Genomic DNA, 19039 nt, shown 5'->3' on the forward strand with positions numbered 1-19039 from the left:
ACGTCGGTCGTCAGGAATATCTTCACTGACCATGAGCACCCCCTACGCGTGGTCGGCCGTCTTCCCGGAGCGGGCCGGGTCCCCGAAGGTGCGGCGCCGTCGCCGACCGGCACCTACGCGCTGCGCCCGCCGGCCGCCGAGGCGGACGTCCGCCGGCTGGAGGAGCGGCTGGGGGGTGGGGCTGCCGCCGAGCTACCGGCAGTTCCTCCTGTTCGCCGACGGCTGGAGCGACGCCGGCGACGAGTACTGCCTGCGATCCACCCAGACCGTGGGCTGGTTCCGCGACCTCGAGCCGTGGTTCGTCGACTCCTGCTTACCCGAGGGCCACACTCCCCGGAGCGTGCCCGACGAGCTCTACTTCGTCTACGGCGACAAGCAGGACTGCGTCCACATCAGGGAGGAGTACCTGCCCGACCTCCTCCTGGTCGGGCACTGGGACGACGGCTGGGCCCCGCTCAACCCCCGTGTCACGACCGCGGGCGGCGAGTGGGAGGCCTGGTTCCACGCGCCCTGGCTGCCCGGTGCGAACCGCTACCGGTCCTTCTGGGACCTGATGGAGGACGAGAACCGCAGGCTCGCAAGCCGCTGACCGTGCCCGACCCGTTTGCGGCGCTGATGGTGTCCATCTCTATGAGACAGCGACAAGAGAGCACCAGGAGCCGACATGCGTGCGACACCGGCAGCAGCCACAGGCATCGATCCAGACGGGCGGGGCGGGGGTGCCGCCCTGCGCCGGTTGCACGTGGCCGGCGCGCCGCTGGTGGTGCCGAACGCCTGGGACGCCGCCTCGGCCCGGATGATCGAGGCGGCCGGCTTCCCCGTCGTCGCGACGAGCAGCGCGGCCATGGCCGCCGTGCTCGGTCACGACGACGGGGAGCGGGCGCCGGTCAGTGAGGTGCTGGCCGCGGCCGCGCGGATCGTGCGGGCGGTGCGCGTGCCGGTGACGATCGACTTCGAGCGCGGGTACGGGCTGGCGCCGGCCGAGCTGGTCGAACGGTTCGCCGCTACCGGGGCCGCCGGGTTGAATCTGGAGGATTCCCACCCGGCGAGCGGCGACATGATCGACGTGGCCGAGCAGGCGGACTTCCTGTCCGCGGTCCGCGAGGCGGCGGTCGCGCAGGGCGCGGACCTGGTGATCAACGCCCGTACCGACCTGTTCCTGCGCCGGTCCGGGCCGGCGCGGGAGCAGGTCGCGGGCACGCTCGCGCGCGGCGCCCGCTATCTGGAGGCCGGCGCCGACTGCGTCTACCCGATCGGGGCCGCGGACCCGGAGGTGATCCGTGCCCTGGCCGAGGGCCTTCCAGGGCCGGTCAACGTCGCGTACGGGAACGGAAGGTTGTCGCTGGCCCGGCTCGCGGAGCTCGGCGTGGCGCGGGTGAGCTTCGGACCGGCCCTGCAGCGGCACCTGTACGACACGTTCGGGTCCGTGATGCTCCCGGCCGTCGCCTCGGACCGGACCCCCTTCACGCGCTGGCGCCACGCCTGCATGCAACCTGGCCCCGGGCCGGCGGCATCTCCTCCTGTGAAGTCGTCGATCGGGGAGTCCGATGAGCGTGGATGAGGAGTACACCGCCCATGTGCGTGGCCGGTTGTCGTGGTCGTGGAAGATCGCCTGCTCGTTGTGCCAGGACCGGCACCGCGCGGACGACCTGGTCCAGGCGGAAGGGGGGCGGCCTTGCAGCGGATCTCCGCCTGAGGACGAGCGGGCCCTAGGCGGGCGCGTGCGGGGCCTCGTCGCCGGCGGGCGCGTCGTCCGCGGCTTCCGGGGGTTCGCCGGTGAAGTGGCGCAGCTCCCGGCTGAGGACGGCCGTGGCGGCGGTCAGGCCGAGCAGCCCGCCCAGCACGAGGAGTGCCCCCGCGCCGCCCAGCGCCGCGGCCAGCGCGCCGCCGATGACGGGCCCGAGGGGCTTGAGCACCATCCCGCCCATGCTCAGAACGGCGCCCATCCGGCCGAGCATGGCCTCCGGCACCATGCGGGCGATCACCACGTTCATCACGACGTTCAGGGAGGGCGTCGACAACGTGATGAACACCAGCGGGATCATCGGCCACCACGCGCCCCAGGGCAGCGCGGTGGCCGCCAGCGCGGCGCCGAAGACGGCCACGACGGCCGGCAGCAGCTTGCCGGGCGGCAGGAGCCGGCTGACGCGGCCCGACAGCAGCGCGCCGGCCAGCCCGCCGATGCCGAGGCCGGCCAGGACCGCGCCGGTGACGCGCGCGTCGCCGCCGCGCTCGCCGACGAGCACGATCAGCGGGATGAGGAACGCTCCGCCGAGCAGGTTGAGCACCATCACCGCGGCGGTGACCTCGCGCAGGCCGCGCCGATGCCACAGCCAGGCGACGGCTTCGGCCGCTTCCTTGCGCATGCTCCGCCGTTCCTCTTCCCGGGGGGTGACCGCGGGGCGGCGCGGGACCTTCGCGAAGGCGTACAGGAGCGTGGCGGCGAGGAAGGTGAGGGTGTCGACGACGAAGGGCACCGCCCGCCCCAGGCCGTACAGCAGGCCGCCGAGCGGCGGGCCGATCAGCCCGGCCGCGTGGGTGCGGGCCTCCTCCTGCGCGTAGGCGGCGTGCAGCTGGCCTGGGGGGACGATGCCGCGGATCGCCGTGTCCTGGACGGGGCCGATGAACGCGGCGCACAGCCCGTCCAGGACGGCCAGCGTGACGAAGTGCCAGAGCCGCACCTGACCGGTGACGATCAGCGCCGTCAGCAGCGCGGAGGCGGCCGCCTGGAGACCTTGAGCCGCCAGGAGCGTGCGGCGGCGGTCCCACCGGTCCACCCACACGCCGGCCGGCATCTGGACCGCGACGAACGCGACCGTGCGGGCGCCGGCCACGATGCCCGCCGCACCCGGCGAGCCGGTGAGCGCCAGCACCAGCAGCGGCATGGCGAGCCTGGTGAGCTCGGACCCGAGCTGGGAGATCGCGCTGCCGGCCCACAGCAGCTGGAAGCGCGCGTTCCTGCGCAGCGGGACGTGGTCGGTCACGAAATGTCTTCCTCGCGGGGCCGGGGGCACGCTCGATTCCAGGCGGGTACGGGCGGGACTCGGAGAAGATACCCGCCCGGGATGGCCCTGTCCATCGAAAGGGCGCGCGCTACCCTCGCCTCACCAGGTGACCGGCAGCTCGTGCAGCCCGTAGATGACGGCGTCGGTCTTGAACGGCAGGTCCTCGGCCGGCCCGGCCAGCCGCAGCGTGGGGATGCGGCGGAACAGCGTGTCGAAGACGATCTGCAGCTCCATCCTGGCCAGGTTCTGCCCGAGGCACTGGTGCGGGCCGAAGCCGAAGGCGAGGTGGTGGCGGGCGCCGCGCTCGACGTCCTCGACGGCCACCCGGTTGGTGACCCCGCCGGCGATGGTGAAGTAGCGCAGCAGCTCCTCCACGGCCATGGGCGTCCTGGCCCGGTCGGCTCTGATCAGGGCAGCTGGTCCGGGTGGGTGAGCAGGCCGGCCACGCCGAGGGAGATCATGTTCGCGGTGGTCTCGTGCCCGGCGGTCAGCAGCAGGAACGCCAGGCTCAGCAGGGCGCCGTGGTCGAGGGCGCCCTCCTGGCGCTGCCGGGCGATCTGCCGGCTGAGCAGGTCGTCCCCGGGCTCCGACTCCTTGCGGGTGACCAGGTCGTCGAGGTAGGCGCGCAGCTCGGCCATGCCTCGCCGGCGTTCCTCCAGCGAGGTGCGGCTCACCATCATGGCGGTGCGGCTCTGGAAGAAGTCGTGGTCGGCGTAGGGGACGCCGAGCAGCTCGCAGATCACCAGGGACGGCACCGGCAGGGACAGCGCCCGCACCAGGTCGACCGGTCGGGGTTCGTCATGGATGACCTTTCTGTCGGGGAAGGGAGAGGGGTTGGCGGGTCACCGCAGCGTGAGCGGGGTCTCGGAGGTGATGCGGGTGAGCTTGCGCGGGTTGCGGACGTAGTAGAGGCCGGTGATGCGGGCGTCCTCGACGCGGACCGCGATGACCCCGTCGAGCTCGCCGTCCACCCGCAGGAGGAGCGCCGGGTTGCCGTTGACCGTGGTGGGCTCGCTGGTGAGCGCGATCCTGGCCCTGCCGAGGCCGCCGACGATCAGCTGGGCGACCTTGCCGGCGCCGACGACCGGGTGCGGGGCGGCCTGCTTGACGCCGCCGCCGTCGCTCATCAGGACGACCTCGGGCGCGAGCACGTCCAGCAGCCCCTGGAGGTCCCTGGTTTCGAGCGCCCGCCGGAACGACGCCACGACCGCCCGCACCTGGCCCGGGGAGACCGCCTCGCGCGGCCGTCGGGCGTCGACGTGCCGGCGGGCGCGGTGCGCGATCTGCCGCACGGTCGCCGGCGTCTTGCCGACGGCGGCGGCGATCTCGTCGTAGCCGACGCCGAAGACCTCGCGCAGCACGAACACGGCCCGCTCGGTCGGCGCCAGTGTCTCCAGCACCAGCATCAGCGCCATGGACACGCTCTCGGCGAGCTCGGCGTCCTCGGCGACGTCGGGCGCGGTGAGCAGCGGCTCCGGCAGCCAGGGCCCGACGTAGTCCTCCTTACGGCGCTTCATCGTGCGCAGCCGGTCGAGGGCCCGCCGGGTGGTGATCCGGACCAGGTAGGCGCGCCGGTCGGCCACCTGGCCGAGGTCCACCTTCGTCCACCGCAGCCACGTCTCCTGGAGCGCGTCCTCGGCGTCGGCGGCCGATCCGAGCATCTCGTAGGCGACGGTGAACAGCAGGTTGCGGTGGCGGAGGAACGCCTCGGTCGCCGGGTCCGTCGTCGCTGCGCTGCGCTCGTTCATGCGTGGCTCCCGCCTGTTCGCCCGTCACTGCCGGTCCATGCACAAGGCGCCGGCGCCCGCCGCCGTGTGACAGCCGTGACGGATGACCCACGTCACATGAACGCTGTGTCACAAAGCCGGGGGCGCCGACGCCGCATGGTCGTCAGAACGGCGCGCACGCAACGACAGGAGTGAACGAGGTGGTCGTCGGGGACGGCCGGATCGTCGTCGATCGCACGATGCGCTCGCCCTCGCACCCGGACGTGTACGCCGCCGGCGACAGCGCCCACGCCATCGGCGACCACGGCCGGCCGTCGGCACCGCCTGCCGGCCGCCGCCCCGGGTGCCCGTGCGGTCGCGGCCGGCCCGGTCACGAGGCCGGCTGGCGGGGCAGGCCGGGCGGGTTGATCCGCGACTCGGGGATGGCCTCGTTGGCCAGCCCCCACCGTTCCAGCACCTGCTGGTACGTGCCGTTCCTGATGACCGTGTTCAGGGCTTCGTGCAGCGGCTCGACCAGGCCGTTGCCCTTCTTCGTCATGGCGGCGATGAGGCCCTGGAGGTCCGGCCCGGCCCCGGAGAACGTGCCGGCGATGCGGGAGCCGCCGCTGACGGCGATGTTGTAGGCGATGTTCGGGTTGGGGCCGAAGTACGCCTGGACGCGGCCCGACTTGAGGGCGAGCAGCACGTCGCCGTACTTCTCGTAGTAGAGGATCTCGGCCGGCTTGCGGCCGGCGGCGCGGTTCTGCCGGTCCCAGTCGAGCAGGATCTTCTCCTGGTTGGTGCCGGAGCCGACCGACACGCGCAGCCCGGCGATGTCGGCGGGGCCCTTGATGGCCTTGATGGGGCTGCTGTCGGGCACCTGCCAGGCGAGCTGGTCGATGCGGTACGTGGCGAAGTCGTAGGTGTCCTTGCGTTCCTCGGTGACGGTGACGTTGCTGAAGACGGCCTCGTACTTGCCGGACTTGGCGGCCAGGAACAGGTTCTCCCAGGAGCTGGACTGCGGGGTGAACTCCAGGCCGAGCACGTCGGAGACCAGCTGGGCGAGGTCGGTCTCGACGCCGATGAGGGTGGTGTCGTCGGTGGCCGGGGACACCAGCGGCGGCGAGCCGCTGGCGCTGAACCCGACGGTCAGCTTGCCGTCGGCGGCGATCTCCTTGGGCACCTTCGCCGCGATGGCCGTGACCTTCTGGGTGCGTACCCGGTTCTGCTCCGGGCTCAGGTTGATCTTCTTGCCGGCGACGACCGGGGGCGGGGCGGTGGTGGCCGGTTCGGTACCGCAGGCGGTCAGAACGGCGGCGGTGAGGACGGCGAGCAGGAGGGGCGAAGCGCGCATGGGTGGCGTCCTTGGGGTGTCAGAGGACCTTGGCGAGGAAGGCGCGGGTGCGCTCGTGGGCGGGGGCGTCGAGGACCTGGGCGGGCGGGCCGAGCTCGACGACGCGGCCGGCGTCCATGAACGCCACCGCGTCGGCCACCTCGCGGGCGAACCCGATCTCGTGGGTGACCACGATCATGGTGGTGCCGGCGCGGGCGAGGCCCTTGATGACGTCGAGCACCTCGCCCACCAGCTCGGGGTCGAGCGCGGAGGTGGGCTCGTCGAACAGCAGCAGCTTGGGCTCCAGGGCGAGCGCGCGGGCGATGGCGACGCGCTGCTGCTGGCCGCCGGAGAGCGTACGGGGGTAGGCGTCGGCCTTGTCGGCCAGGCCGACGCGGGCCAGCAGCCGCTCGGCCAGCGGCTCGACCTCGGAGCGCGGCCGGCGCTGCGCCGACAGGGGCGCCTCCATCAGGTTCTGCCTGACGGTGAGGTGCGGGAACAGGTTGAAGGACTGGAAGACGAAGCCGATCTGGGTGCGCTGGCGCAGCACCTCGCGTTCGGGCAGCTCGTGCAGGCGCTCGCCCACCTGGCGGTAGCCGAGCAGGCGCCCGTCCACCCGCACCGAGCCGCGATCCACCTTCTCCAGGTGGTTGATCGTGCGCAGCAGCGTCGACTTGCCGGACCCGGACGGGCCGAGCACCACCAGCACCTGGCCTCTGGGCACGTCGAGGTCCACGCCGCGCAGCACGTACAGGGGGCCGAAGCTCTTGTGGACGCCGCGCAGCTCGACCATCGCGCTCATGCCCGCCCCTTGCCGTAGTGGCGCTCGACGTAGTGCTGCGCGATCGACAGGACGGTGGTCAGGGCGAGGTACCAGAGGGCCGCGACCAGCAGCAGGGCCATGACGCGGCCGTTGCGGTTGTAGATCACCTGCACCTGGTAGAACAGCTCGGGCAGCGCCATGATGTAGACGACCGAGGTGCCCTTGACCAGGCCGATGATCTCGTTCCCGGCGTTGGGCACGATCGTCCGCATGGCCTGCGGCAGGATGATCCGCAACAGCCGCCGGCCCGGCGGCAGCCCCAGCGCGGCGGCGGCCTCCCGCTGCCCGGCGTCCACCGACAGCAGGCCGCCGCGGACGATCTCGGCGGCGTAGGCGGCCTGGTGCAGGGCCAGCCCGAGCACCGCCGCCGTCAGCGGCCCGACCAGGTCCATCGTGCCGAAGTCGAAGAACGCGGGGCCGAACGGCACCCCGACCGACAGCCGCGGGTAGAGCAGCGCCAGGTTGTACCAGAACAGCAGTTGCAGGATGAGCGGCACCGACCGGAACAGCCACACGTACCCGAAGGCCACCGACGACAGCAGCCGGTTGGGCGACAGGCGCATGAGCGCCAGCACCGTGCCGAGGGCGAAGCCGAGGCCGATGCCGAGCGCGGTCAGCTCCAGCGTCAGCAACACCGAGCGCACCACCGACGGCGCGAACAGGTACTGCCCGACCACCTCCCACTCCCAGGCCGGGTTCGTGATGAGGGCGCTGGCGGCCATCGCCAGCACCACGAGCACGCCGGCCGCGGCCAGCCAGCGCAGCGGGTGGCGGGCGGTCACCACCTCCAAGGGCCGCCGCGCCTCCTGCCGGGCGGGGGCCTCGACCTCGGGCAGCGTCATGACCGGCCCTCGATCCGGGCGGAGGCTTCGCCCCTGGGCGGCGTCATGACCGGCCCTCGATCCGTTCGCGTGCCGGCACCCGCACCGTGCGGAACTCGGTGGTGCGGCGCAGGCGGAAGCCGAGCCGTTCGTACAGGCGGATCGCGGGCGTGTTGGCGGCGGCGGCGTGCAGGAACGGCGTCTCGCCGCGCTCCCTGATGCCCGCGGCGACCGCCAGCACCAGCCGGGTCGCCAGGCCCCTCCCCCGGTGCGCGGGGTCGGTGCAGACGGCGCTGATCTCCGTCCAGCCCGGCGGGCGCAGCCGCTCCCCCGCCATCGCCACCAGCGCGCCGCCGTGCCGGATCCCCAGATAGGCGCCCAATTCGATGGTACGCGGCCGGAACGGGCCCGGCCTGGTCCGCTCGACGAGGTCCAGCATCTCGGGCACGTCCGCCGGCCCCAGCCGCACTACGCCCGGATCGTGCCTGCCTCCGATGTGTTCACCGGTGAGCTGGACGCCGGGAACGTTCCTCGCCTCCTGCCAGCCGGGCGGGGGCAGCAGCGCCGGGCCGGTCAGCGGCACCTCGCCGCCCTCGCCCGCCAGCGCCGCCGCGTCCCGCCAGTCGGCGGGGCCCGCGTCGGCCGGCATCGACAGGAACGGGGCGACCTCCACGGGGTAACGCAGCACCCGGCCGCGCCGTTCGGCGAGGTGGGCGTGCGCTCCGAGCAGCGCGGCCCGGACGGGATCGTTCAGCGCGTCTATGGGTGCGGCCGGTAAGGGACGGAATTCCACATGCATGAGCCGGGGCCTTTCTCACGTCCGTCAGCGGCCCCAGCTCAGCACAACGCGGAAAAACCGTCAAGTCCTACTGGTTTAGTTGGTTATTTTGGCAGGGTGGTGGACCCAGACGTTGGGCTCGGCGTAGACGGCGTGGCCGTGGGCGAGGCTCGCGTGCACGGGCACGAGCGCGCCGGGCACGATCACCTCCCCGTCGGTGTCGAAGGGCAGCCCGGTCCAGGCCCGCCACTGGGCGAGGGAGCCGGTGACGGTCATGGACGCGGGCGCGAGGCCGATGATGGTGCCGCCGGCGCGGACGTGGGTACGCAGCCACGGGTCGGCGGGCAGGCCGTCCTCGGGGCGGGTGCGGCGCGCGTAGTCGGCCATCGGGGTGCGGGGTTCGTGATGCTTGCGGGTCGGGCGGACGGGGGCGGCCACGTGGGCGAGCCCGGCCGCGCGGGCGGCGGTCTTCAACGCGTCCAGGAGGCGGGCGGGCAGGCCCGTGCCACGGTGGTCCGGCTGGACGGTGATGGCGAGCAGGCCCAGGGTGTCGGGCGGGGTGGCGTGCTGGAGGTCGGCATGAGCCCAGGTGAGCAGGTCGTCCCAGCCGCCGTCCGGGAGCTTGCCGCGCTCCGGCGTCATCAGCGCGAACGGCACGGCGGCGCCCCGGGCGACGACCTGGCCGTGGTCGTCGGTGGCCACGACGGCGAACTGAGGGAAGCGCTCGTGGAGCCTGACTTGGGCGCTCCACCTGGCGGCCAGGTCGTGGGCCAGGAAGAGCGGCAACTGCTGGGCCCGGCCCTGGTGGGCGGGCTGGTCCGTGATGGTGGGGGCGAGGTCGGGGCGTTCGGCCAGGGTGGTGATGCGCACGTCCGGTCGTCGCCGGGCCACTTGTGGTGCTTCGGCCGGGCGTTGGTGGGCGCCGCCGATGTCAGCGATGGCCGGCGGGCCGCCGGACATCGGGCGCGGCGGGGCGAGAGGCGGGCCGGGCGTGGCGCTCGCCGTGGCTCCCGGGTCGGCGAGCAGGTGGGCGGTGGCGGCGGGGAGGTCGAGGTAGCCGTTCAGGCAGCGGGCGGGCTTGCCGTGGGCCTGCTCGGCCGTGCAGGGGCGGGCGGTGGACAGCAGCGCGTCGCGCACCGCCAGGGCGTCCGGCCGGTGGCCGAGGTGGCGTTGCAGGCTGAGCAGCAGCGCGACGGCCCCGGTGACCAGGGCGACCGCGACGCAGGTGCCCTTCTGGGCCTTGATGCCGCCGTCCGGGTGCGGGCCGTAGACGGCTTCGCCGAGGGCGGTCAGGCCATGGCCGGTGTAGGCGGGGCCGTGGTTGCTGAAGAAGAACATGCGGCCGTCCGCGCGGTGCGCGCCCACCGCCAGGACGCCGGGCAGGTTGGCCACGGCGATGCTGTTCTCGCCGTAGTTGTTGCCGGCCGGGGCGGTGACGAGCACCCCCTGGTCGAGTGCACGGGCGACGGCGCGTTTGAGCAGGGGGTCGGCGTCGTCGGAGGCGGTGGAGAAGGCGTAGGTGACCTGGATGAGGTCGGCTCCGGCCTCTACCAGCTCGTCGATGGCGCGGGCGGCCGAGAGCGGGTCGGCCGGGTGCTCCTCGGACAGGTTCGGAGACAGGAACAGGGCCCGGCAGCGCGGGGCCAGGCCGGGCAGGATGCTCCCCGCCTGGCCGGACAGCACGCCGGCCGTCCAGGTGCCGTGCTCGACCCCTTGCGCGTCCGGCTCGGCGGGCGGCTCCCACCAGGCGGGCAGCCGCCGCACCCGCGCGCCGGCCAGGCTGGGGTGCGCCAGGTCGGGCACGCCGTCGATGACGCCGATGGTGATGCCCGGATCTCCGCCGCCGGTGCGCCGCCGCAGCTCCTCGATCCCGGGGATGGCTTGGGTGGGGTGGCGCGGCGGGCTGGACGGCGGGTCCGGGGCCGGCCGGGCCGCTGGTGGAGCGGCGGGTGCCACCGTGCCGGCCGTCGCCGGCGGGGCGGGCGGCGGGGCGGGCGGCATGGTCGCGGTTCCCGGCGCGGGGGTGGGGTGGGCATCGGCCATCGGCGTTTCTCTCCAGCGGCTCGGGCTTTCGACGGTTCCCGGCGGGTCAGGCGGCCGACAGCTTGGCCTGCTCGTGGGAGTAGGGGTTGAAGGCGGCCGGGTCGCCGGTGTTGGCGGCGAACAGCAGGTGGGCGCGGAGCCTGGCCCGCTCCTGCGGGGTGGCGGCGCTCAGGTCGACGGTGGCGTAGGGGTCGATCGGCTCGTCGCGGCGCACCGGCGGCACCTGCGGGGGACGGCTCATACGGGGTCTGCCTTTCTCGGACGGCGGCTGCGGGCGGATGCCGAGCCCCCGAGAGGGTGAGCGTGGGATCAGGCTTCGGGCCAGGAGCGGACCTGGCCGATGGTGACCGGCAGCACGTCCTTGACGTCGATGGTGAAGCGGTAGACGCGCTTGGCCCGCTTGCTGTTGTCGGGGTCGAAGAAGCGCAGCTTGACGTCCCAGCAGTCGGAGTCGGGGCGGCCGTACGGGCTCTTCTCGACGTCGATGTTCTGCAACGCCATGCCGCGGCCCAGGGCTTCGGCCAGCGTCTGGCGGGCCTGCACGGCGTTCGTGGCGGCGTAGTTGAGGGCGCGGTCGCGGCTGGTGGCGCCGAAGTTGCGCAGGTCGTAGTAGATGCGCTGGAGGAAGTCGGCGACCGCGCCCGCCAAGCGGTCCTGCTCGGGCACCGCGCCCGGCTGGTTGTGGGCGGGCACCGCGCACTCCGCGACCACCGCGTGCGCCAGGGAGGTGACCGACCAGCCGTACAGGCCGCGGGTCAGGTTCACCTCGATCACCGGCACGTGCTGCCCGTTGAACAGCCTGACGGTGCGGCCCGGAAGCGTGCCGGGGACGGAGATGCGGTCCACGAACTCGGGGTCGTCCTCGGCTCGAAGCTGGCGGTCCAGGAAGTCGGTCAGCCGCTCGTACACGCCGGGGCCGTAGCCGCCGACCGGCTCGATCGCGTAGATCGGGGTCAGGTCGAGGTTCAGCGTCCAGATCAGCGGGCGGGCCTCGGAGGGGTTGTCGCGCAGGTAGGCGACCATCTGGCGGGGGTCGTACGGGTTGGCGGGCACGCCCTGCCCGTCGATCTCGACGTCCGGCATGAGCTGCTTGAACGTGTCGCGGCGGGCCTCGGTGCCGAAGTCGTAGCCGAGCGAGCCGAGCGCGTACACCTGCCTGCGCGCCGCGGGCGCCGCCGGCTCGGCGGAGGGCGTCACGCCGGCGCCGAGCGGGGTGGCGGCCACCACCGGCGCGGGCGCGTACGTCTCGGCACCACCGCACCCGCACCCGGCCTCCGCCGCCGGGGAGGCACCGCACGACAACGCCACGGCGCTCTCGTCCGGCGGCGCGGCCGAGACATCCGTCAGGCCGGCGGGCGTGACGGGCGAGGAGGTGGTGGAGGGGGTCGCAGCACAGGTCTCGGCAGAGGTCTCGATGGAGGCCGTCACAGCAGTCACCGCTTTCGTGATGTCGAGTGTTCCGTTGAGATAGCGCGCACACGCGGCCTCAGGGCCGGCCTCGGGTCGGCCGGGCCCGGGCGGGGCGTGGGAGGTGCCGGCTGCACCGCCGTGAGGGCCGTCCGGACCGGTGGCGGGGTCGCACGGGGTGGCGGTGGCGCGCAGCAGCTCGCCGATCGCCGGCAGGTCGGGCTTGCCGCCCTGGCGCAACTGCAGGCAGGCGAGCAGCGCCGCCACGCCGGACACGACGGGGGCGGCCAGGCTGGTGCCGCTCATCGTCGCGGTGCCGCCGCCGGGCAGGGCGACCGGGATGTCGTGGCCGGGCGCGAGCAGGCCCTGGCGGCGGCTGCCGGGCCCGAAGTTGCTGGACGGCAGCACCCGGCCGTGGAAGTCGCAGGCGCCGACGGCCAGCACCCCGTCCAGCGCGGCGGGTACGTGATCGCACAGGCAGCCGTCGTTGCCGGCGGCGGCCACGATCAGCACGCCCTGGTCGCGGCAGCGGCGTACCGCCCGGGTCAGCACGTCCTCGGCCTCGGCGGCGTCGGCGAGCTGGCCGCCGCTGATGTTGACGACGTGCGCGCCGGCGTCGGCGGCCAGCTCGATCGCCCGCGCCAGATCCAGCTGGGACGTGCGCCGCCCCTCCGCGAACACCGGCACGCTCACCACCCGGCAGCCCGGCGCCACCCCGGGAACGGGCCCGTCGTGCCGGCCCAGCAGCACACCGGCCACCGCGGTGCCGTGCGCCACCTTACGGCCCGCCGCTTCCTCGCCCGGCCACAGGTCGCGGATCTGGGTCAGCTTGGCGCCGGTGAGGGCCGGATGCGTCTCGTCGACGAGGCCGTCCACGATGGCGATGGTGATCCGGTCGTCGCCGGTGGTGCGCCGCCACAGCGCTTTCAGGCCGGGGATCGCGGACAGTTCGGCCATGTCGCTCCTGTCGCTGAGGGGAGGTGCGGGGAGGTGCGGGGGCGTTCCCGGGCGGGCGGAGCGCCCGGCGCCGTCATCCGGCGGGCGGGCGAGGCGCCGGGCGCTCGCCCTTTCACCTGCTGTTACTCATCGCCCTCGCCCGCGAACGGGATGCGGTAGAAGTCGATGGACTGCTCGACGCCCGCGAACGGGATCCTCGGGTTCCCGTCCCAGGACTGCTCGACCCCGGCGGACGGGATGGGGATGCGGGGCCAGAGTCCGGACGCCTCGACGCCGGCCTGCTCGGCCGCCGGGACGCCGGTGATGGTGCGCTGGACGGGGGTGGATTGGATGGGCAGCGTCATGGTGCTTCCTTTCGGGTTGAGCGATGGCTCGCCGTGACGTTGTCTCGGAGCTGTCCGAGGCGGGCTACTCGTGGCCGTCGCCGGCGAACGGGATGTCCTTCCAGGTGACGCCGGCGAACAGGGACGGGGTGAGGCCGTCGGCCGCGGTCGCCGAGGCGGTGGGGAGGGTGCGTTCGACGGGGGCGGCCAGGCGCGGCGTTAACGTCTGCGGCATGGTGATGGGATCCTTCCGTTCGGGTGAGCTCCCTGTCGGCCCACACCAACGATGCGCACCTACCGTAATGAGCGAATTACGCTGAGTGATATAGCCATGTCAGCTAGGCCCTACTGGCGCGGAGCAGGCAGTTTTCGCTCCTTGTCAGGCGGGCGGCCATGTGCGGCCCAGCCCGTACGACACGCTCCGGGCTCGTTCGTCATCGACCTGCTGCGACGACCGTCCGCTCAGTCGCCGGCCAGGGCCGCGCCCAGCGGGGTGCGTGCGTAACGGACGGATCGGCCCGTGCGCGTCCGCGTGACCAGGCCGGATTCGCGCAGCACCGTCAGGTGGCCGCCGACCGCGCCCAGGCTGAGCCCCAGCTGCCGGACCAGTTGCGTGGTCGTCGCCGGCACCTCCAGCGCCCGCAGCACCTGCGCGCGGTGCGGGCCGACCAGCCGCGCCAGCGCCGCCGCGCCGCCCTCAGGGGGTGGCGGCGGTCCCAGCAGGCTCGCGACGCCGCGCGCCGGATACACCAGGGCGTACGGCCAGGGCGGCTCGACGTAGCTGATGAGGGTGCCGAAGACGGTCGGCATCAGCAGCAGGCCCTTGCCGCCCAGCCGGTGCCGCTGCCACGCGTCCCGGGGGCCGGTGCGCACCTCGATCACGCCGTCGGCGCCCTCGGAGCGCCAGCGCACCCGCGGATCCAGGTCGGACAGCGCCGCGGCCCAGCCGTACATGGCCAGGTGCCCGGCGCGGTGCACCAGGTCGCGTTCCAGCACCGTACGCAGGCGCGGCCAGTCCGGCTCGACCAGCGCGTGCCAGGTCGCCTCGATCGCGTCCGCCAGCCGGGTGAGCACGTCCGGGGCGGACAGGATCTCCTGGACGCGGCGCGGCGGCGCGGGCAGGCCCGCCAGGTTGCGGACGATCTCCGCGCGGGCCTGGTGCGGCGGGGTCGCCCGCACCACGGCGAGCTCGGCCGCGAAGTCGCCGCCGCGGCCCGGCGGCGGCGGATGGATGAAGTCGGCGTTGTAGGCCCCTCGGCGGAACAGCGCCGTCAACGCCGCGACCGCGGGCGTCTCGCGCAGCAGCCGCGCGTACCGGGGCGCGACACGCTCCGCCCAGGGCCGCAGCGGCCCGGCCGGCTGCTTGCCCGCCGCCACCCGCAACGCATTCATCGCCTCCCCGAGCGGCGAGATCGCGTAACGGGTGTGGGCCACGTCGACCGGCCCGACTTCGATGGCCAGCATCTTTCGCCTCCACACGAAACCCTAACGCCCGCGTCGGGCCTGCCCGGAGACTGGCCCGCGTGACGACGCTCCAGAACGCGCCCGATCCCGCACAGGGACTCGTGCCGCAGGCCGCCCCCGAGTCCGCACGGGAGCCCGCGCAGGGGTCCGGGCAGCGGGCCCCGCACGAGTGCGCGCAAGTGTCCGAGCAGGAGCCCACGCACGAGGCCGCACACCGGTCCGTGCACCAGCCCAGTCAGGTCCGCGCGTGTCGGCCGGTGCAGGAGGAGGCGCAGGTGCGGGCCGGCTACCGTGAGGTGTTCGCGGTCGGGCAGTTCCGTGTGCTGTTCTCCGGGTACGTGCTCTTCCTCGGCGGCGAGACCGTGAAGATGCTCGCGCTCTCGGTGACCGTCTACGCCGGCACCGGCTCGCCGCTGCTGGGCGCGCTGGCCTACGTCACCGGTTTCCTGCCTCACGCTCTTGGCGGGACGCTGCTGCTGGCCTACGCCGATCGGTGGCCGCCGCGGGCCGTGATGGTGGGTTATGACCTGATTCGGGCCGTGCTCGCCGCCGTGCTCGCCGCCGGCTTACTCTCTCCCGTCGGGATGCTGGTGCTGGTGTTCGTCGCCGGCGTGCCCGGCGCGGTCGCCTCCGCGGCGCGCGGCGCGTTGCTGCCCGAGCTGCTCGACGGCGATCGGTACGTGCTCGGCCGGGCCCTGTTCTCCATGGCCGCGGGTGGTACGCAGGTGCTCGGGTTCGCGGCGGGCGGGATGCTGATCGCGGTGCTCGGCCCGTGCGGTGCGCTCTGGGTCACCGTGGTGAGCTGTCTGCTGTCGGCCGCACTGCTGCGCCTGCGGCTGGCCGAGCGACCGCACCGCGCTGCGGCGACCGCGGAGGGCGGGGTGCGTGAGACGTGGCGGGTCAATCGTGAGCTGCTGCGCCGGACCACGGTGCGTTCGTCGTTGCTGGCCCAGTGGCTGCCGGCCGCGCTCGTGGTGGGTGCCGAGGGGGTGCTCGTTCCGTACGCCGACCGGATCGGCGTGCCGGGTGCGGCCGGGATGCTGTTCACCGCCGTAGCGCTCGGCATGCTCGCCGGTGATCTCGTGATCGGGCGGCTGGTCGCCCCACGATGCAGGGAGCGGCTGGCTGGGCCGCTGGCGTTGTTGCTCGGGGCGCCGTTGCTCGGGTTCGTGCTCTCGCCCGGGCCGGTTGTGGCCGCGTTGCTGCTGGCCGGGTCCGGGTTCGGGGTCGCGTACCAGCTGGGGCTGGCCCGGCGGTTCCTGGAGGTGGTGCCGGAGGGGAACCGCGGGCAGGCGTTCGGGCTGGCGTTGACCGGGACCATGACGGCGCAGGGGGTGTTCGCGGCGGGCGGTGGGGCGCTGGGTGAGGTGGCGGCGCCCGGGCTGGTCGTGGGTGCGGCGGGCGCGGCGTCCCTGCTGTCCGTCCTGGCGCTCTGGCGCGTGCTCACGTCATACCCCCGCGTCGCATCCTCGCGCCGCACCGCCGCGCCCCGGAAGTCCGGCGCGAGGCCGTGAGGATGGGGCGCGGCCGTGAGGATGGAGCCCGGCCGTGAGGATGGAGCCCGGCCGCGAGGATGGGCGCGGGCATCACGCCGGAGCGCCGCCATCACGCCGGAGCGCCGCCATCACGCCGGAGCGCCGCCATCGGGCCGGCGTGCGGCGGTGACCCCGGGCGCGGGCCATCCACCTGGACCGTCCCTCTCAGGACGGGCCGGAGTGCGGTCACGGACTGATGCGGGTCCAGCGTTGGTTGGTGGCGCCGCTGCAGGACCAGATCTGGAGCTTGACGCCGTTCGCCGTGGAGTAGTTGGGCACGTCCAGGCACTTGTTCGCCCCCACGGCGGTGATGCTGCCGTCGGTGTTGAAGCGCCACTGCTGGTTGCTCTGGCCGTTGCAGTCCCAGATGGCGACCCCGGCGCCGTCGGCGGTGCTGCGGTTGGACACGTCCAGGCACTTGCTGCCGTAGACGCGCAACTCGCCGCTCGCGGTGGGGCTCCACTGCTGGTTGGGCTGGCCGTTGCAGTCCCAGATCTGGGCTTGGGCGCCGTTCGTCTGGGATGCGCCGGTGACGTCGAGGCAGCGGCCCGAGCCGACGCCTCTGATGGCGATCGCGCCCGAGGGGTTGTCCCCGGGCTGGCCGATGCTGCCGGAGACGGACTGGAGTGCCGCGTACCAGGCGGCGGCCATCTTGTCGTAGCCGCCGGCGGTCGGGTGGATGCCGTCGATCAGGTCGGAGGTGGTGAGCTTGCTGTGCATGTCGACCAGGTGGACGTGCTTGCCGCTGCTCACCTTGCTCTGCACGATGCCGGGGATGGCGGCGTTGAACGTGCGGGCGGCGGCCTCCTGCCCGGAGTTGGACAGCGGGATGATGGTGGCGACGAAGACGTCCGCGGACGGCACGGCCGTGGTGATGTGGTCGATCAGGGCGGACAGCCGTTGCGGGGCGCCGGAGACGTTGTAGTTCTGCAGGATGTCGTTGGTGCCGATGTGGAGCAGGACGGTACGCGGCGTGTACGTGCGCAGCCAGCCGGCGATGTTGGCGTCGATCTGGTCGATGCGCCAGCCCGGGTGGCCTTCGTGATCGTGGTCGCCGAGGTTGCCGGGCCCGTTGAACTGGGAGCCGACGAAGTCGACGGTGTAGCGGCCGGCGGCGAGGCGTTGCCACAGGCCGATGCGGTAGCCGCCCGGCACCTGGGTGCCCTCAGTGATCGAGTCGCCGAGCGGCATGACGCGCACTCCCCCGTTCGACTCGGCGCCGGCGACCCCGGTGCCCAGCATCGTGCCGGTCGCGGCTAACGCCACCACCGTGAGCACGAGGGCCCACCATCGTCTCCAGGTCCGCGGTTCGCTTGGTCGCATGGGTCCGCCTCCGTTGTTAGCGCTAACAACCCGCTGAGCGGTCGAGCTCCCGCCTTCGGGTTGAGGGAAGTGGTGGCGGACGGAGCAAATCCGAGTCCGAAAGGTACTGTCAAGAGTGCCGTAGCTTGCGCGGGCCGGAGGGCGTCCTTCGGCTCGCACTCACCGTGGCTTACCGAGGTGAGATGCTTTCAGCCGGTGCATGCGTGCCCATGAAAGTTTCATGATCCCGCGCAGGGAGCGTCCGGCCAGAGCGTCACATGACGGCCGAAAGTTGCGGTCGCGATCTTGACAGTTTTCGGGGCGATCCTCACACTGATGGCCCTAAGTGATCTCGCCACGGAAGAGAACATGACTCACAGCGACGGAGGGGCGGGCTCGCCGGCCCCCGAAGAGGTTCCGAGCCCGAGGATCAACCCGCACATCCCCCACCCGGCTCGGATCTACGACTACCTTTTGGGCGGCAAGGACCACTTCGCCTCCGACCGCAAGGCCGCGGAAGCGCTCATCGAGGTGTCTCCGGGCACGCGCGAGGGCGTGCGCGCGCATCGCGCGTTCCTGGGCCGGGCGGTGGGCTATCTGGCGGCCGAGGCCGGGATCACCCAGTTCCTGGACATCGGCACCGGGATCCCCACCCAGGACAACACCCACACGATCGCCCAGAAGGCCGTGCCCGAGGCCCGGGTGGCCTACGTGGACAACGATCCGATCGTGCTGGTGCACGGCCGTGCGCTGCTGACCGGCGACCCCGCGGGCCTGACCGACATGATCGAGGCCGACCTGCGGCAGCCGGAGAAGATCCTGGCCGATCCCGCAGTTCGGCGGGTGATCGACTTCACCCGGCCGGTGGCCGTCATCCTGGCCGGGGTCATGCACTTCATCACCAACGAGGAGGACCCGTACGGGCTGGTCGAGCAGCTGAAGGCCGCGGTGCCGAGCGGCAGCCACCTGCTGCTGTCGCACATCACGCTCGACTTCGCCGAGCAGGTGCGCCGCGAGGACTTCACCAAGCCCTACGACAACAGCACCGCCCCCATGGTGCCGCGCACCTACGACGAGACGCTGCGGTTCTTCGAGGGCTGGGACCTGGTGGAGCCGGGCCTCGTCGAGGTGGTGACGTGGCGGCCGGACCTCACCGAGTACCAGGAGCAGATCCCCGGCGGCCACGCCTGGGCCTACGGGGGCCTGGCCGTCAAGCCGTGAGCGTTACTTCCGCGGCTTCTGCTTGACGGACTCCTGATAGACGTCCGCGTACGTGCGCGAGTCCTTGATGAGCCCGTCGGCGAAGGCGGCGACGTCGTCGCCGATGAGCTCCAGCACGCCCTTGCCGGCCGCCGCGCCCTCCTCGAAGAAGTCGACGAGCCCCGACAGCAGGTCTCCTTCGGTCAGTTCGAGCGGCCCGACCTTGAAGTAGTACCGCTGGATCTCCTTGTAGACGATCTGGTAGTCCGGCGGCAGCGCCTTGACCCGGGCCAGGTGCGCCCGCCACTGCCTCTTGCCTTCGATGATGTCCTGGATGCCCAC

20 protein-coding genes are annotated in these 19039 nt (G+C 73.1%); 4 read left to right on the forward strand and 16 right to left on the reverse strand.

The window, feature by feature from the left end; all coding sequences use genetic code 11:
- Positions 1-31: 31 nt before the first annotated feature.
- Both HCN51_RS26025 and HCN51_RS26030 read left to right on the forward strand, forming a co-directional pair.
- The gene (locus tag HCN51_RS26025) at positions 32-589 is read left to right on the forward strand and encodes an SMI1/KNR4 family protein (RefSeq protein ID WP_168012480.1); all 558 of its coding nucleotides are present in this window, start codon (positions 32-34) and stop codon (positions 587-589) included.
- A gap of 75 nt (positions 590-664) precedes the next feature.
- The gene (locus HCN51_RS26030) at positions 665-1561 is read left to right on the forward strand and encodes an isocitrate lyase/PEP mutase family protein (RefSeq protein ID WP_168012482.1); all 897 of its coding nucleotides are present in this window, start codon (positions 665-667) and stop codon (positions 1559-1561) included.
- Positions 1562-1709: 148 nt separating this feature from the next.
- Here HCN51_RS26030 and HCN51_RS26035 read toward each other — a convergent pair whose 3' ends face one another.
- From HCN51_RS26035 to HCN51_RS26095, 14 genes are all read right to left on the reverse strand, one after another.
- Positions 1710-2984, reverse strand: coding sequence for an MFS transporter (locus HCN51_RS26035; RefSeq protein ID WP_346433799.1), 1275 nt, complete (start codon positions 2982-2984; stop codon positions 1710-1712).
- Positions 2985-3104: 120 nt separating this feature from the next.
- Positions 3105-3386, reverse strand: coding sequence for a cytochrome P450 (locus HCN51_RS59750; protein WP_240973255.1), 282 nt, complete (start codon positions 3384-3386; stop codon positions 3105-3107).
- 26 nt (positions 3387-3412) lie between these two features.
- The gene (locus tag HCN51_RS59755; protein ID WP_240973256.1) at positions 3413-3781 is read right to left on the reverse strand and encodes a cytochrome P450 family protein; all 369 of its coding nucleotides are present in this window, start codon (positions 3779-3781) and stop codon (positions 3413-3415) included.
- 66 nt (positions 3782-3847) lie between these two features.
- Positions 3848-4753, reverse strand: a complete 906-nt coding sequence (locus tag HCN51_RS26045) for an RNA polymerase sigma-70 factor (RefSeq protein ID WP_168012486.1) — start codon at positions 4751-4753, stop codon at positions 3848-3850.
- Between the two features lie 349 nt (positions 4754-5102).
- Positions 5103-6065 (reverse strand): ABC transporter substrate-binding protein, encoded by a 963-nt coding sequence (locus HCN51_RS26050; protein WP_168012488.1) that lies wholly within the window; start codon positions 6063-6065, stop codon positions 5103-5105.
- A gap of 19 nt (positions 6066-6084) precedes the next feature.
- Complete coding sequence (locus HCN51_RS26055; protein ID WP_277350093.1) at positions 6085-6846, reverse strand: amino acid ABC transporter ATP-binding protein; 762 nt, start codon at positions 6844-6846, stop codon at positions 6085-6087.
- On the reverse strand, positions 6843-7709 hold the full coding sequence (locus tag HCN51_RS26060) for an amino acid ABC transporter permease (protein ID WP_168012490.1): 867 nt from the start codon (positions 7707-7709) through the stop codon (positions 6843-6845). Before HCN51_RS26060 ends, HCN51_RS26055 begins: the two co-directional genes overlap by 4 nt.
- A 43-nt stretch (positions 7710-7752) precedes the next feature.
- A complete protein-coding gene (locus tag HCN51_RS26065) occupies positions 7753-8487 on the reverse strand; it encodes a GNAT family N-acetyltransferase (protein WP_168012492.1) in 735 nt (244 codons plus the stop codon).
- Positions 8488-8562: 75 nt separating this feature from the next.
- Positions 8563-10509, reverse strand: a complete 1947-nt coding sequence (locus HCN51_RS26070) for a S8 family serine peptidase (protein ID WP_168012494.1) — start codon at positions 10507-10509, stop codon at positions 8563-8565.
- A gap of 46 nt (positions 10510-10555) precedes the next feature.
- Positions 10556-10750, reverse strand: coding sequence for a cyanobactin biosynthesis system PatB/AcyB/McaB family protein (locus HCN51_RS26075; RefSeq protein ID WP_168012496.1), 195 nt, complete (start codon positions 10748-10750; stop codon positions 10556-10558).
- A gap of 68 nt (positions 10751-10818) precedes the next feature.
- Positions 10819-12873, reverse strand: a complete 2055-nt coding sequence (locus tag HCN51_RS26080; RefSeq protein ID WP_168012509.1) for a PatA/PatG family cyanobactin maturation protease — start codon at positions 12871-12873, stop codon at positions 10819-10821.
- A 122-nt stretch (positions 12874-12995) separates the two neighbouring features.
- A complete protein-coding gene (locus HCN51_RS26085; protein ID WP_168012511.1) occupies positions 12996-13217 on the reverse strand; it encodes a hypothetical protein in 222 nt (73 codons plus the stop codon).
- A gap of 64 nt (positions 13218-13281) precedes the next feature.
- On the reverse strand, positions 13282-13431 hold the full coding sequence (locus HCN51_RS26090; RefSeq protein ID WP_168012513.1) for an anacyclamide/piricyclamide family prenylated cyclic peptide: 150 nt from the start codon (positions 13429-13431) through the stop codon (positions 13282-13284).
- A gap of 227 nt (positions 13432-13658) precedes the next feature.
- Entirely contained in the window at positions 13659-14660 is a 1002-nt protein-coding gene (locus HCN51_RS26095) for an ArsR/SmtB family transcription factor (protein ID WP_206067809.1), read from the reverse strand.
- Between the two features lie 59 nt (positions 14661-14719).
- On the opposite strand from HCN51_RS26095, the gene HCN51_RS26100 reads away from it, so the two are divergent.
- Complete coding sequence (locus tag HCN51_RS26100) at positions 14720-16174, forward strand: MFS transporter (RefSeq protein ID WP_346433800.1); 1455 nt, start codon at positions 14720-14722, stop codon at positions 16172-16174.
- Between the two features lie 207 nt (positions 16175-16381).
- On the opposite strand, the gene HCN51_RS26105 is transcribed toward HCN51_RS26100, so the two are convergent.
- Positions 16382-17473, reverse strand: a complete 1092-nt coding sequence (locus HCN51_RS26105; protein WP_346433801.1) for a lectin — start codon at positions 17471-17473, stop codon at positions 16382-16384.
- Between the two features lie 393 nt (positions 17474-17866).
- Between HCN51_RS26105 and HCN51_RS26110 the strand changes: the two genes are divergently transcribed.
- Positions 17867-18718: an SAM-dependent methyltransferase gene (locus tag HCN51_RS26110; RefSeq protein ID WP_168012515.1), complete on the forward strand. Its 852-nt coding sequence runs from the start codon at positions 17867-17869 to the stop codon at positions 18716-18718.
- Positions 18719-18721: 3 nt separating this feature from the next.
- Here the strand turns inward: HCN51_RS26110 and HCN51_RS26115 are convergent, their stop codons facing one another.
- Positions 18722-19039 carry a DUF1048 domain-containing protein gene (locus tag HCN51_RS26115; protein WP_080038095.1) on the reverse strand — a complete coding sequence of 106 codons (318 nt, stop codon included), beginning with the start codon at positions 19037-19039 and terminating at the stop codon, positions 18722-18724.

The organism is Nonomuraea composti (assembly GCF_012034275.1).
Classification (GTDB): Bacteria; Actinomycetota; Actinomycetes; order Streptosporangiales; family Streptosporangiaceae; genus Nonomuraea; species Nonomuraea composti.

What these genes read in the sequence shown, in the direction of transcription:
- HCN51_RS26070 (WP_168012494.1), bottom strand. Translation starts at nt 10,509, where the DNA reads ATGGCCGATGCCCACCCCACCCCCGCGCCGGGAACCGCGACCATGCCG.
- HCN51_RS26060 (WP_168012490.1), bottom strand. Translation starts at nt 7,709, where the DNA reads ATGACGCTGCCCGAGGTCGAGGCCCCCGCCCGGCAGGAGGCGCGGCGG.
- HCN51_RS26080 (WP_168012509.1), bottom strand. Translation starts at nt 12,873, where the DNA reads ATGGCCGAACTGTCCGCGATCCCCGGCCTGAAAGCGCTGTGGCGGCGC.
- HCN51_RS26110 (WP_168012515.1), top strand. Translation starts at nt 17,867, where the DNA reads ATGACTCACAGCGACGGAGGGGCGGGCTCGCCGGCCCCCGAAGAGGTT.
- HCN51_RS26045 (WP_168012486.1), bottom strand. Translation starts at nt 4,753, where the DNA reads ATGAACGAGCGCAGCGCAGCGACGACGGACCCGGCGACCGAGGCGTTC.
- HCN51_RS26090 (WP_168012513.1), bottom strand. Translation starts at nt 13,431, where the DNA reads ATGCCGCAGACGTTAACGCCGCGCCTGGCCGCCCCCGTCGAACGCACC.
- HCN51_RS26095 (WP_206067809.1), bottom strand. Translation starts at nt 14,660, where the DNA reads ATGCTGGCCATCGAAGTCGGGCCGGTCGACGTGGCCCACACCCGTTAC.
- HCN51_RS59750 (WP_240973255.1), bottom strand. Translation starts at nt 3,386, where the DNA reads ATGGCCGTGGAGGAGCTGCTGCGCTACTTCACCATCGCCGGCGGGGTC.
- HCN51_RS26055 (WP_277350093.1), bottom strand. Translation starts at nt 6,846, where the DNA reads ATGAGCGCGATGGTCGAGCTGCGCGGCGTCCACAAGAGCTTCGGCCCC.
- HCN51_RS26075 (WP_168012496.1), bottom strand. Translation starts at nt 10,750, where the DNA reads ATGAGCCGTCCCCCGCAGGTGCCGCCGGTGCGCCGCGACGAGCCGATC.
- HCN51_RS26030 (WP_168012482.1), top strand. Translation starts at nt 665, where the DNA reads ATGCGTGCGACACCGGCAGCAGCCACAGGCATCGATCCAGACGGGCGG.
- HCN51_RS26085 (WP_168012511.1), bottom strand. Translation starts at nt 13,217, where the DNA reads ATGACGCTGCCCATCCAATCCACCCCCGTCCAGCGCACCATCACCGGC.
- HCN51_RS26065 (WP_168012492.1), bottom strand. Translation starts at nt 8,487, where the DNA reads ATGCATGTGGAATTCCGTCCCTTACCGGCCGCACCCATAGACGCGCTG.
- HCN51_RS26050 (WP_168012488.1), bottom strand. Translation starts at nt 6,065, where the DNA reads ATGCGCGCTTCGCCCCTCCTGCTCGCCGTCCTCACCGCCGCCGTTCTG.
- HCN51_RS26025 (WP_168012480.1), top strand. Translation starts at nt 32, where the DNA reads ATGAGCACCCCCTACGCGTGGTCGGCCGTCTTCCCGGAGCGGGCCGGG.